We start from the raw sequence: 13,099 nt of genomic DNA, 5'->3' as shown, positions 1-13,099 counted from the left end.
TTGATTTGTATGGCAGTACTTATCAGCAATACTTACAGGTCTTGTGGCGCGGACTCCAGTCTACAACCTGACTTTCCCTGTCCACTTCAAAAGAACAACAGTCAAACATCATATCCCGTAAAAGCTTACGCCCACGCTGAACTCTTGATTTTGCACCGGAAAGAGAAATGTTTTCCAAACTTGCGACATCCAGCTGCGGCTGCCCTTCCAAATCTGCAAGTTGTACAGCAACACGATATTTTCTCGGCAGCCGAAGCACCATTTTCTCCACACAGGTAGAGAGTGTCTGCTGCATTTTTTCTTCTTTAGAGACAGATTCAGCTTCCAGATATTCCGGCAAAGCAACGGTGAATGTGCGGGTACGATAGTGATCAATAATAACGTTACGGGTTACCTGAAACAACCAACTACGAATCATTGTATGATCTGTGATAGTTGCAAAATGAGCATGAAATTTCAAAAAGACATCATGCAGCATATCTTCGGCAGTTTCTTTGCTGCCGACACGCTTTTTAATAAAACCTAACAAGCTGTCCTGATGCTCCAGCCACATTGCTTCTAATCGTTCCATATCCCCTCCGACACGCTTTTCTAGCTCAGACCCAAACTTTAGCTCTGCTTCTGACTCTGTTTCTATCTGGTAGAGAATAAGACTGTTGCGCCTGTTGTCAAAATGACGGGTTACGCTTCAAGACTATCTCCAACCAGTACTGCCGGTTCTACCTTAACAACAATTCGGATCGGAAGAACAACCGTCAATGCCGGCACAGTCACACTCACAACGCAATGAAGGGTCGTGCTTTGCTTTACTGTATGCAGCAATACGCTCTTTGCGCAAAGTATTCAGATCTTCACGATCAACAACAATCTGCATTCCTTCCTGCGGTTTTGTTACACAAGCATATTTTTCTTCACCGTTTACTTCGATCACACATCCCTTACAGCAACCGTGTTTACGATTGGCAAGGTAACACGGTGCCGGAATACGAATGTCACTCCTGCTTGCTGCTTCCACAATATTTGTATCTTCAGCCAAACACTCTACCTGAATTCCATCAATAGTAATATTCATACGTCTCTCCTTTTATGAAACGAGCAGGGTTGCTGCTCCAATTGCTATCCGCTCTGTGCAGACAGTTCGAAAAGGTAGACGATTCACAAGCCGAAAAGACGCAAACTTTTTTCTACATTTTATTTTTCTTTGACAATGTTCTGGAATATCAATGGATATGAAATAAAAAAGCGGCATGTTGAATATTCAACATGCCGCTTTATCTTTTACTGAGCTAGCCGTTCTCTTGCCGGAAACAGCACTACAATGCGTTATCTCCAGCTTTGTGAACTAGGCTCCAACTTTGTGGACTATGCTTCGGTAAGAGCTTCTACACCCGGAAGAGCTTTTCCTTCGAGAAATTCGAGGGAAGCACCGCCGCCTGTTGAAACGTGGGAAACTGCTTCGGAAAGACCAGCTTTCTCGATAGCAGATGCTGAGTCACCACCACCGATAACGGTGATGCTGCCCTTTGTTGTTGCTTCTGCAAGAGCTTCTGCCACAGCAAAAGTACCTTTGGCAGAGGCATCAATTTCAAATACACCCATCGGGCCATTCCAAACGACTGTACCGGATTTTTCGATGATGTTTTTGAAAGTCTCCATGGTGTCAGGACCAATATCCACAGCCATAAGACCTTCAGTAATGGCATCTTCTGCTACGATTGCTTCGCTGCCGATCTCGCGTGCATCAAAATCAAGCTTGTCGGTTACAAGGTAATCTGTAGGAAGAAGAATTTTGCCTTCGCCAAGTTCAAGAAGTTCTTTTGCGAGTGGCAATTTATCTTCTTCACAAAGAGAATTACCGATTTCGCATCCCTTGGCTTTAAGGAACGTACACGCCATGCCGCCGCCGATAATCAAGTTATCTACTTTTGGCAGGAGCGCTTTAATTACGTCAATTTTACCGGAAATTTTTGCACCGCCGATGATAGCGGTAAATGGACGCTTAGGTTCTGCAAGTGCACTACCGAGGAAGTCGAGTTCCTTTTTAAGCAGGTAACCACATGCACAGGTGTCCATGTAATGTGTAATACCTTCGGTGGAAGCGTGTGCGCGATGCGCGGTGCCGAACGCGTCGTTAACGTACAGTTCTGCAAGCTCAGCAAGCTGTTTTGCAAATTCTGGATCGTTATCAGTTTCAGCTTTGTGGAAACGAAGGTTCTCAAGAAGAAGCACTTCACCGGCTGCAAGCTTAGCTACAGTTTTTTTAGCCACGTCACCAATGCAGTCATCTGCAAATGCAACAGGTTTTCCCAAAAGCTCTGCAAGACGTTCCGCAACAGGTTTAAGACTTAACGCCTCAACACGCTGTCCTTTAGGACGTCCAAGGTGAGACATAAGAATAACTTTTGCGCCCTCATCTACCAAGTGAGTGATGGTTGGAAGAGCTGCACGGATTCGTTTGTCGTTATCAACAGCACCATCTTTAAGAGGCACGTTGAAGTCTACACGTACGATTACAGTTTTCTCTTCGCAATTGAGATCGTTAATAAAAAGTTTGTTCATATGTTATGCCTCGTAAGGTGTGATAATTTTTTTGTAAAAACTCCCAGCACAAAATCACTGCGGCTTACCTAATACATGGTAAGCCGCAGTGTAAACTTCATTCTGGAACTAGTTTGCAGCTACGTGTGCAAGCAGGTCGAGAACTTTACAGGAGTAACCCCATTCGTTGTCGTACCATGCCACAAGCTTAACAAAATTATCATTAAGAGCAATACCGGCTTGTGCGTCAAAAATAGAGGTGCAGGATTCACCAACAAAGTCGGTGGAAACTACAGCATCTTCTGTGTACGCAAGCACGCCTTTAAGCTCATTTTCGGAAGCTTCTTTAAGAACAGCTTTAATTTCTTCGTAGGTAGCAGACTTTTCAAGACGACAGGTAAGGTCGACTACAGAAACATCCGGAGTAGGAACGCGGAACGCCATACCGGTGAGCTTACCGTTAAGGGAAGGAATAACCTTGCCTACTGCTTTAGCAGCACCGGTTGAGCTTGGGATGATGTTCTGAGCTGCGCCACGTCCGCCACGCCAGTCTTTACAAGAAGGGCCGTCAACGGTCTTCTGAGTGGCTGTGGTTGCGTGTACAGTGGTCATAAGACCTTCCACGATACCGAATGCGTTATGTACAACATGCGCAAGCGGAGCAAGGCAGTTGGTAGTACAGGAAGCGTTGGAAACGATGTCCTGACCTTCGTATTCGTTGTGGTTAACACCCATAACAAACATTGGAGTCGCATCTTTGGACGGTGCAGACAAAATAACTTTTTTAGCACCAGCTCTAATGTGACCACGGGCAGCTTCGTCAGTAAGGAAGAATCCGGTAGATTCTACTACGTACTCAGCACCGATTTCGTCCCATGCAAGTTTGTCCGGACAGCATTCGCAAGATACACGGATTGTTTTGCCGTTAACAACAAGGTGACCATTTTCAACTTCTACCGTGCCGTCGAAACGACCGTGGGTGGAGTCGTACTTAAGGAGGTACGCGATGTAATCAACGTCTATAAGGTCGTTAATACCAACAACTTCAATATCATCACGCTGTGTAGCAGCCCTGAAAACAAGGCGGCCTATGCGGCCAAAGCCGTTAATACCGATTTTAATCATGGTGTTCTTTTACTTGTGCTAAATGGTTACTTTCATACCGAGACGGGTGTTGCCTCTTTGCATTCTGCAACATCACTGTAAAACGAATGGGCGAAGACGTTTTACCTCGGCACCTATGCCATACGTAGCTTCTTCATCATTGGAATTGCTAACTGCACACACTCAAATGAACTTCTACTGATACATGACTTAGGTCGCTTGAAAAGAATAGTTCTAGAGAAATTTATAGGGTATTTTTGAAAACTTTTACAACACAAAATAATGTAAACGGTCTTACAATAGTGAAGTGGTCAAGAATTGGTACAATCTCCGTAAACCCTTTACTGACAACACTTTTAGGCACATACGAGCGCACAATGTAAACGGTTTTACATTCAACGCACAAAATGTAAAAAACAACACTGTAACCGATGTAATTTATCAATTTTATTGAATTTTATGTTATTTTAATATTTTTTTTGCTTTGTGTCGTATGAAACCGTTTCATAATGCCAGTTACATGCGGACACGGCAAACTATATAAAGAAAGACTGGTACTGTTTTGGTGTGATGGCCAAGCGTTTTTTGAAATTACGCTGAAAGTGAGCCTGGTCTGCAAACCCAAGCTGAGTGGAAGCTTCAGCAATGGTTGAACCCTGCTTAAGCAATTCTTTTGCACGTTTTATACGTTCATCAATCTGTAAGGCGTGAGGAGAAAGTCCGTAGACTGATTTAAACTTTCTGATGAGATGATAGCGACTTAAACCTGCATCCAACGCTAAGTCATGTAACGAATGATTTGTTTCGAGCTGATCGAACAATCTTTCGCGCACCCTGCCGACAACGGAAGAGGACATCTTGCGACATACTTTCCCCGCATTCTCTTCCCGATCGAAGTTACGAACAATGTATTGCAGCAAAAAAGTTTCCGAAGCCAACGGATTCGCATCCTGCATTAATGCATTATACAGCACCTCAAAACAAGAATAGAGCCCGTGATCGGTTTTATGTGCTCCCAAAAAACCGTTATAATCTGCACTATGCATTTTAAAAGTTTCTTCCTGCGCAGCCCCTATCCAACCTGCATCAATAAACAACATCCTGTACGACCACGATTCTGAATCCGGATTACACGAATGAATATCGCCCGGATTAATCGTTACCGTATCCATTTTGTAAATCCGGTTCGTTGTTTTCAGGTTCTGGTATCTTGCGGTGCCATCATCAATCACGCCAAATGAAAACTCATCATGCGAATGAGCATGATAGCAGACAGCAGAGTTCAGCGCCGTTCGCACTTCAACAAACGGCAACTCTTTGCACCTACGCAAAAAAACTGTGCTGTCCTGCTTCATTCTTGCTCCGTTATCCCGTCAGCATGTATAGAACCGTCACACTAAGCAGGGTTCCCATTGTGTAATTAAAGCCGATCTGCCGCTTGGGAGTCGCCAGAAATTGCCTTATATAGCTGCCCATTGCACCCCAAACCGAGACACCGGCAAAACACAACACAAAAGAAATTATACTAAAATTGATGAGATACATCATGGCAGGGTTTCGCCCGAGCGTAAACAAACTTACGCCGGCCATCGCAACAAGCCATGCTTTAGGGTTGAGCACCTGCACCAGCGCCCCTTCCCAAAATCCCGGGAGCGAGGCATCATCACCGTCTTGAGCTGATGCAAATCCCTTCGACATCGCGATCTTATACGCCATGAAAAGCAAAAACATTGCACCCGATATTTTAAGAAGCCAAGTAATCTGCGGCACAACCAAAGCTACCTGTTCAAGACTTACCCCACTTATTACAACAACAAGTGTGTACGAAACACTGGCTCCGAGAACATACGGCGTAGTTTTTTTGTACCCTGCTCTGGCTCCCGTGCTTGCAGCAATAACATTAACCGGCCCCGGTGAAATTGCCCCCACCAACGCAAAAGTCATCATAGAAAGATAAATGGACACGTAAAACCCTCCTTAAAGAATAAGGAGAAATCATACGCAAAAGTGTGGCGTGAATATTGAACGATATTGCTCATGGAGAGCATCTGAGAAGGAAAAGATAAGAATTAGGAAGAATCAAAAAACTATGGCCGTTTTTTTTGAACTCCATAAAAAAACAGCAGCATAATATTGCTATTATGCTGCTGAATAAAACCAAAGAGCGTTCTGTTACGTAGAGCTCCTTGCACATGGAGCTAACAAGTATCAGTGTACTATTTAAAAAATACCGGACGTGATGAACAACCCAAAATCAATTCTGTCTGTTCTTTGCGGCTCATTGATGTAAATTCACCAATTTTTGTTTTGTAGAAGATGAAGCCAAGGCCACACCAAACTAACAATGCCATCCAAGATTCAGAACCGATTGCACCAGGTGAACCTGGAATGGTAAGAAGACAGAGGCAGATCACAGAACTTAATGATCCGAGAGCTGCACAAATTTTACCTTTTTTGGAGCCTTCATCAAATGAGTGTGCAGCCATGTATTTATACGCTGCGAGACAGGAGTAGAGATACGCCACTACTGTTCCAATTGCAGACATATCTACAACCCAGTTGAGTACTTCACGACCGAAGAATGGCGCAGAAATTGCGATAACAAGTACGAATAAAATAGCATTGTGCGGAGTCTGATGTTTAGGATGGATCTGTGCAAACCATGCTGGAAGCACTTTTGCACGTCCCATACTGAAAAGCAGACGGGAAGAAGCAATAAAAAAGCCATTAATACCGGTAAAGATTGCAGCGGATACGGCAGTAGCCAAAATCACACTACCTGCATTACCAAGGCTAATTTTTGCGATAGTTCCGGTTGCCCATGGCACGTCCATGCCAAGCAACTCCGGATACGGCATAACAACTGCAACAGCAATAGTTACCAGTGCGTACAAAAGTACACCCCAGGTAATTGCTGAAAGCATCAAGCGCTGAGCGTCTTTATGTGGAAAGTCAAACTCTTCTGCCGCTTGTGGAATGGTATCAAAGCCAACATACAGCCAAGGTGCAATAGCTGTAATCGCCATAACGCTAGCGATAGGGCCTTTATTTTCCGCGTATAACGGAAACAGGTTTGAAATAGATGCGGTCTCTGTCAGGCAGGAACCTGCGAAGAGGGCAAATACTCCAGAAACCAAAGCAAATGCTAAGAAAACTTGTATCTTACCTACAAGATCGGCACCACAGTAGTTCAAAAAGCCACAGCCAGCGAGAATAGCAATAAGCATTGCCAATTCACCTGCGTAAACTTTCCAACCAACAATAGTATACAGGTACCCGATTTCAAATACACCCGGTAATAAAAAGCGCGATAGTAACGCGAGGGCAGTTGCGTTAAGCGCAATAATACAGATGTATCCAAGCACGAGAGCCCAACCACAGATAAACGCTGCAGTCGGCCCGAAACCGATGTAAGCAAAAGTAAATGCGCCTCCTGCTACAGGATACTTGCTCACCATGTTACCATAACTAATGGCTACAAAGAATAACATCCCTCCACCTAAAACAAATCCGATGCAAGCTGCCAGCGGCCCTGCGGAAGGCAAAAAGCGCAATGCAGGCAGAACAAATGCACCCCACCCAAGAATAGCCCCTAATGCAAGAGCCCATGCTTGAGATGGTTTAATAGATTTCTTAAGCGATGAAGTTTCGTCAGAATTCGTTGATGTACCACTCATAGTAAGCCTCTCCTAAATTAAGAAAATGACCGGAGTCATCTTTATGTTTACCTTTTAACCATAGCGTCGTTACTGGCAGGAGAACTAAATCTTGGGGACAGGTTACATACCACCCAATAGCAACGATGAGATTACTCATGCAGAGGGACGTCTGTTCTACCAAAAAGGTAGCACAGGCCCATGCCTAAGGTTTTGGCACTCTTTAGGAGCACTCACCCTTATGCATCTCACGTGCCAAAAAAACACAAGCTCATAACACTCTGTTTTTAAAGCATAAATAAAAAACGACTTGTTTCCACACTCAATAGCAATTCACTTATGCATCAGTTTTTATTCTTTTTAAGTCGTTTTAGACTTAGATTCGCAGATATTACTCACAATGGGATAAGAACGCCCCACAATTGTGCTTAAAAGACTACCAGTGAGTTTTTCATGAACCTTACTCTCCGAATAAAAAAGCTGAATATCCGCGTACTCCAAGTGTTAGTATGCACTGGCTCATATCTTGACTCTCGAACAATTCATGAATGCATTAGTCTTCTTATTTTGTTCGAAAGTCAAGCTAAAAGGAGAATGTTTTCCAACAAACCGCCCTCCTCAGTCACTGCACAACATACTGTTTTTTAATAGTTTATATTTATAATTAGCTGCATACTTCATTTTATAAACCCAAGAAGCTTATTTGCGAGAGTGCAGTGCTTAAAATTATAGCAAAAACGTATTTGCTATATCGTGAAATATATTTTCATTCTTAGCCCTCACTTCCCTGCCTCAAAATTGCTCCCAATAAAGCAACTTCTAAAACTTGAACCTGAAAAGCCGTTCACTCATATAGATACAAACAAGCTTTCCACTTCATAGAGAGTCTCGAACAAGCATTTTCCACAAAAACCAACAGCCGTGCGACTCATAGCAAAAGTTTTCAAAAACCCAATTTACTACTTTACAACGTTAGTCTTTTTGTTATTGTTTGGTCGCTCAATCAAAACAATTTTATTCAACCTCTTTTGCGGAACAAAAGGGAATACAATGAATCTGTTTTTCAACGTTGACGACTCAAAATACACTAGCGGCTCTGCAAAACACGCAACACTGCTCACTATGGCAATTCTTCTTACTGCTTTCTCCATCAAAGCACATGCCGTAGGCGCAAATGTTTTACAGGTAGCTCAGTACATTAAGTAAGACAGCGCTTGCTTAATCAGGCAGACCGACCATTCCACCAGACCGGTCTTGCCAATATCCTCCTTCATACATGAAAGGCCCTGTAGATCAGGGCCTTGCTATGTATGCTTTCAGTACCACCCATACCAGCATGTTGCGCAAAACAACAAAAAACACTCTGCAGAATAGGCATAGCCTGCTCCACAGAGTGAATACTTACGTCCAAAAACGAATATGAGTTTTTTCTATTTTCTTTAATTACTCAAAGAAAATAGAAAAGGTCATTTTAGTTAACATTTTAAAATAGATGTGCTTTGCAGGAACTCATCAAACCAAACTGTTTGAAAGCACAATTAAGAAATAGAACTTGTAAACATAAAAAATAATCTGCAATACTTATTCCCAGCATTGTACATAACATGTCTGCATCGTCCTTATTTTTACTTGCTGATGTCATGCGCAAGGGACGATCCGGCACACAGTACCAAGGGGAAACGCTATGAACCGCTGGTTACGGATTCTGCTCGAGTTGCTACCGCTTCAGGTATTTGCATTTTCTTTTCGATATGTTGATGTTTCTCAACCGGACAGCTGGATGATGCCATTTTATGTGGCAGCAGGCACCGCGTTGGTAACTCTTGGTATTTTTCTGATAAAAAAAGCTATTCCAGATCCCGTAATTGTCGGGATTAATATGTATATTTTACTAAGCGCTGCATTGCTTAGTGGAGGCACACCTGGATTTCCGGTTCTGCTTGCGGATTTAAAAGCTGCTGGAATTCTAGGCGCAATTTTTCTGGTTTCTCTCTTTTTATATGGAACCAAGCCGCAATGGCTGCTTGTATCCCATAGTGCAGTTCCAGAAAAATTTGCTCAAATTCAGCTTGCAGTAACAGCCGTATGTTTTGTTGTTTCTTTTGCTTTCCGGACAAACGTTTTCGTTTCCGGATTACTCATGCTCGGTGTTTTGTATCTTGCACGGCAAGTGCTGTGCGACCAGCTTTCAAAGTTTGGTTTTGCAGAACAGACACTGTAGCGACGGCAAAAACAGCAAAGCATTGCTGAATGCGTAATAGGCAGGATTTTTTTCAATGCGGGGAGGCGCAAAGCGCCTCCGTCGCACTGCGAATTATCTAGTAGATTACGTGCAGGTACGGAATAAGTCCGTACACAAGTGTACCTAAAATGAGCACATAGCCACAGCAAATAACGATGGTCTTATTCATAATACGACCTTCGCTACCGGTTATACCGGTTGCTGCTGTTGCAATAGCAATAGACTGTGGAGAGATCATTTTACCTGCTGTGGCACCAGCTGCGGAAGCTGAAACCAGCCAGGCCTGATCGACCCCGATCTTTGCTGCAACCTGCATCTGCAATTGCCCGAAGAGCACATTTGAAGATGTATCGGAGCCAGTGACAAAGGTACCAAGCGCGCCCACCATTGGTGAGATGAATGGGTAGAAGGAGCCGGTTAACTCGGCGATGACCAATGCAATGGTGTTAATCATTCCACTGTAGGACATCACCTTCGCAAGCGCGACAATGGCCACTACTGTAATAGCAGACTTGGTGAGCTGCTTTGCAGTATTGGCCAGAACTTTTGTGATTTCTGCGAAAGAAACACCCTGAATCATTCCGCCAATGTATGTAGCGAGAACGATAAGGACACCCGGAGTGGCAACCCATTTAATAGTAAACGGTTTATCGCCATAAATAGTGATAACTGACTTAAGGGAGCCAACCACTTCTTTAATCGCAGGAAACAAGTTACTGCAAAGAACGATAAACGTGAGAATAAGCATGTAAGGAACCCACGCGAGGAACTTACTTTTTGCAGTAATAACTTCTTCCGCTTCAGCAGCTGTGCTGCGATGTACCATACGGGTGTATGCTATGGTTGCCGCCATACTACAGATACTACCAACAAGACATGGAAGTTCTGCACCCATAAACTTGGCTACATACAACTGCGGAAGAGCAAAGCTGAAACCGGAAACAAGGCAAGCACCAACAACGCCTTTCAGACCTTTAAAGCCATCTACAAGGCCGACAACAAGAAAGGTAATGAGAACGATGAATGTGGAAAGCTGGAACGCTGTAAGGTAGCTTACTACCTCAACAGGGATACCGGTTACGCTTGCCATCGTAGAAATTGGAATTCCGATTGCACCAAATGCAGTCGGTACGGTATTAGCTACAAGACAAATTACAGCTGCATGCATTGGGGCAAAACCCATTGCAGCAAGAATACTTGCAGGAATAGCCACGGCAGTACCATAGCCAGCTACACCTTCAAGGAAACCGCCAAAGCCCCATGCGACAATAAGCACGAGCAAACGGCGGTCGGTGGTAATGCCGGAAAGCATTTTTGTGATTACGTTCATGCTGCCAGTCTGTGTAGACAGATTGTATGTAAATACAGCAGCGATGATAACAATCATGATAGGCCAAAGTGCCAATGCACCACCCTCTGCAGCAGCAGAAGCAGCTTTAAGTGCAGGCATTTGCCATTCGCCGAATACAGCGATCGCAAGTGTGACAACTAAGGTTGCAGTACAAGTTTTATGTGCTGGGAGCTTGAGAACAACAAGCGAAAAGATAAGCCACGCGATTGGCAAGAGTGCCAATAGAAAAGACAAGTATTCCATCACAGGTCCTAGTTCAGGTATGTGTAGGTAGAGACCAGGCCAACGGAACGCTACCTACATGTGTCTAACTCTCTGTCATACTGCCTGGCTGTACCAGAGCGCAGGCAGTATGACAGTCCACCACCCTATTCATGCAGAGAACGGCAACGTCCTGCATAAGGGCCCACAGAGTTGAAGCTCAACACAGCTGGTTGAGCAATCAACCGGAAGAATTATCACGATGTAAAATTTTAGCAAAGTCCTTTAGCACCACACATTGCAAGAGTGACCTGTTGATTTGAAAATGCGCTAGGCATAATCACAAGCAGATGTGCTCACTTTTTTAAAGCTGATAAGATTGTTTTCATGAAACCACTTCTAAAAAAAGACTTAACACTCACATGCTCATCTCGTGCCATTTAATGCATTAATGCATTAGAAATATTAAATATTACATTCTTCCCTCCACGCATTTTTCTTCATTCACGATTCTTTCTGCAAGCACATCACTAGGAAACAAGCTGTAAATTTTTTTTACCAAGCTGCATCTGTTGTACAGTTATTCGTGCAATCTTTTTTTTATGAAAAAAATATCTTGGACCAACCAATTTCCTCTTTCACACTCTATTTGAACAATAAGAATTTTATTTCAGCTTTTTTCTTAATACACATCTGTCTTAATTTATTAAGTTTATGAAAGTAAAGCCGCCATTCAATTCAACTTTCGCTAACTTTCTATTTTTTTTACATTGACACAAAGAGCATGAAATTTTAAAAACTTACTTATTGATTGAGCAATCAATTTGTTCTGGTACCAAAGTAACTATTCCGCAGGTTACTTTCATGCACCACCATTCATGCTGGTACCTTCTAAAAAATTTTAGAATTAGAACGCTCTTCTTTGTGTGCCTCCCCCTCACCAGGGGAGGTTCACTCGTTTTTACATCCCCTCAGATATCCCCAAAAAAAAGCAGCCAAGTAGTACTTGGCTGCTTTTTTATTACTCATCAGTTTCTATCTAGGTGAAAATCATATCTAAAAGAATACGTAGTGCCACAAGGAAAAGAATACCACCGAGGAATTTTTTTACTGCAGAAGGCTGCATTCGCCTATGCATAACACTTGTTCCAAGATACCCGCCAATACATGCAGCAACACCCGCGACTATCCAAATTTTCCAAGCAACCGAACCCATAAGAGCATAGGTAATAAATCCGGCTACAGAAGAAAAAGGCACGGCAAACGCCGTAATAGCAGCAATCTTTTTGGGGTTAAAACCCTGCATAATCAGCAAAGGAGAAATAACCGCACCGCCGCCTACACCAAGCAGACCGGAACAAAATCCAGCGATCACCCCCACAAACGCAGGCCCTACAAAAGGATGATCATCCCGATAAACGACCTCTCCCTTCAGTCCCTTGAAAAAAAGCATCATCCACGATGCAAACATCAGGAAAATGACAAGGGCAATCATAATATATTGCGTAGGAAAAAAGTGTCCGCTCCACGCACCAATGGGAGCCATTACCAATGACGTCACGATTACTGGCAAACCTAATTTAAAATCGAGCCTACCACCTTTAATATTTGAATAGGTAGCGCCGCCCATGCTTAACGTGTTAATGAACAAGCCTGTCGGACGCGCTATGTTAAAGGGAACACCGACCCATGTGAGTACTGGAATTATCGCGGCAGCCGACCCGATTCCACCGAGAGCAAATATGAAACTGAAACTGAATGACAAACCGAATATGAGTACAATAAGTGAATCCATAAGCACACGTCCTACTTGTATTTTTCGAAACCATATCACGGCCTTATTCGTAATGCACTGCCTCTAAACCCTACCAAAACAGTCATAATAAGAGAAAAAACAGCAAGGCATTAAGCCTTACTGTTCTACTTTTTTCCGTCCATAAGAACACAATTATGCTCAGCCACTCATATATCACTGACTAGGTTTTATTCCTTTTACTGGCGAAACAA

General features: G+C 43.3%; 11 protein-coding genes. 2 read left to right on the top strand and 9 right to left on the bottom strand.

What is annotated here, in order from left to right; all coding sequences use genetic code 11:
* Window positions 1-22: 22 nt before the first annotated feature.
* The 7 genes from sigZ to ACZ5V1_RS16560 all read right to left on the bottom strand — a co-directional run bounded on the left by sigZ (window position 23) and on the right by ACZ5V1_RS16560 (window position 7,319).
* Window positions 23-571, bottom strand: coding sequence for an RNA polymerase sigma factor SigZ (sigZ, locus tag ACZ5V1_RS16590; RefSeq protein WP_464389784.1), 549 nt, complete (start codon window positions 569-571; stop codon window positions 23-25).
* A gap of 153 nt (window positions 572-724) precedes the next feature.
* Window positions 725-1,072 (bottom strand): 2Fe-2S iron-sulfur cluster-binding protein, encoded by a 348-nt coding sequence (locus ACZ5V1_RS16585; protein ID WP_464389783.1) that lies wholly within the window; start codon window positions 1,070-1,072, stop codon window positions 725-727.
* Between the two features lie 290 nt (window positions 1,073-1,362).
* A complete protein-coding gene (locus tag ACZ5V1_RS16580) occupies window positions 1,363-2,559 on the bottom strand; it encodes a phosphoglycerate kinase (protein WP_464389782.1) in 1,197 nt (398 codons plus the stop codon).
* Between the two features lie 108 nt (window positions 2,560-2,667).
* Entirely contained in the window at window positions 2,668-3,663 is a 996-nt protein-coding gene (gap, locus tag ACZ5V1_RS16575) for a type I glyceraldehyde-3-phosphate dehydrogenase (protein ID WP_464389781.1), read from the bottom strand.
* A gap of 515 nt (window positions 3,664-4,178) precedes the next feature.
* Window positions 4,179-4,955, bottom strand: coding sequence for an AraC family transcriptional regulator (locus tag ACZ5V1_RS16570; protein ID WP_464389780.1), 777 nt, complete (start codon window positions 4,953-4,955; stop codon window positions 4,179-4,181).
* A gap of 52 nt (window positions 4,956-5,007) precedes the next feature.
* Window positions 5,008-5,607, bottom strand: coding sequence for a LysE family translocator (locus ACZ5V1_RS16565; RefSeq protein ID WP_464389779.1), 600 nt, complete (start codon window positions 5,605-5,607; stop codon window positions 5,008-5,010).
* 251 nt (window positions 5,608-5,858) lie between these two features.
* Window positions 5,859-7,319 (bottom strand): APC family permease, encoded by a 1,461-nt coding sequence (locus ACZ5V1_RS16560; protein WP_464389778.1) that lies wholly within the window; start codon window positions 7,317-7,319, stop codon window positions 5,859-5,861.
* A 1,029-nt stretch (window positions 7,320-8,348) separates the two neighbouring features.
* On the opposite strand from ACZ5V1_RS16560, the gene ACZ5V1_RS16555 reads away from it, so the two are divergent.
* Together ACZ5V1_RS16555 and ACZ5V1_RS16550 are read left to right on the top strand one after the other, a co-directional pair.
* Entirely contained in the window at window positions 8,349-8,504 is a 156-nt protein-coding gene (locus ACZ5V1_RS16555) for a hypothetical protein (RefSeq protein ID WP_216846839.1), read from the top strand.
* A gap of 478 nt (window positions 8,505-8,982) precedes the next feature.
* Window positions 8,983-9,519, top strand: a complete 537-nt coding sequence (locus tag ACZ5V1_RS16550; protein ID WP_160712032.1) for a hypothetical protein — start codon at window positions 8,983-8,985, stop codon at window positions 9,517-9,519.
* 97 nt (window positions 9,520-9,616) lie between these two features.
* Here the strand turns inward: ACZ5V1_RS16550 and ACZ5V1_RS16545 are convergent, their stop codons facing one another.
* Both ACZ5V1_RS16545 and ACZ5V1_RS16540 read right to left on the bottom strand, forming a co-directional pair.
* Window positions 9,617-11,134, bottom strand: a complete 1,518-nt coding sequence (locus ACZ5V1_RS16545; RefSeq protein WP_464389777.1) for an L-lactate permease — start codon at window positions 11,132-11,134, stop codon at window positions 9,617-9,619.
* A 997-nt stretch (window positions 11,135-12,131) separates the two neighbouring features.
* Window positions 12,132-12,887, bottom strand: coding sequence for a sulfite exporter TauE/SafE family protein (locus tag ACZ5V1_RS16540; RefSeq protein ID WP_464389776.1), 756 nt, complete (start codon window positions 12,885-12,887; stop codon window positions 12,132-12,134).
* Window positions 12,888-13,099: the final 212 nt, after the last annotated feature.

It is taken from the genome of Halodesulfovibrio oceani subsp. galateae (assembly GCF_055397225.1).
This window is presented reverse-complemented; position numbering and strand designations above follow the sequence as displayed.

Excerpts from the sequence above, each read along its gene's own strand:
- sigZ (WP_464389784.1), bottom strand. The coding sequence starts at position 571 with ATGGAACGATTAGAAGCAATGTGGCTGGAGCATCAGGACAGCTTGTTA.
- ACZ5V1_RS16585 (WP_464389783.1), bottom strand. The coding sequence starts at position 1,072 with ATGAATATTACTATTGATGGAATTCAGGTAGAGTGTTTGGCTGAAGAT.
- ACZ5V1_RS16580 (WP_464389782.1), bottom strand. The coding sequence starts at position 2,559 with ATGAACAAACTTTTTATTAACGATCTCAATTGCGAAGAGAAAACTGTA.
- gap (WP_464389781.1), bottom strand. The coding sequence starts at position 3,663 with ATGATTAAAATCGGTATTAACGGCTTTGGCCGCATAGGCCGCCTTGTT.
- ACZ5V1_RS16560 (WP_464389778.1), bottom strand. The coding sequence starts at position 7,319 with ATGAGTGGTACATCAACGAATTCTGACGAAACTTCATCGCTTAAGAAA.
- ACZ5V1_RS16555 (WP_216846839.1), top strand. The coding sequence starts at position 8,349 with ATGAATCTGTTTTTCAACGTTGACGACTCAAAATACACTAGCGGCTCT.
- ACZ5V1_RS16550 (WP_160712032.1), top strand. The coding sequence starts at position 8,983 with ATGAACCGCTGGTTACGGATTCTGCTCGAGTTGCTACCGCTTCAGGTA.
- ACZ5V1_RS16545 (WP_464389777.1), bottom strand. The coding sequence starts at position 11,134 with ATGGAATACTTGTCTTTTCTATTGGCACTCTTGCCAATCGCGTGGCTT.
- ACZ5V1_RS16540 (WP_464389776.1), bottom strand. The coding sequence starts at position 12,887 with ATGGATTCACTTATTGTACTCATATTCGGTTTGTCATTCAGTTTCAGT.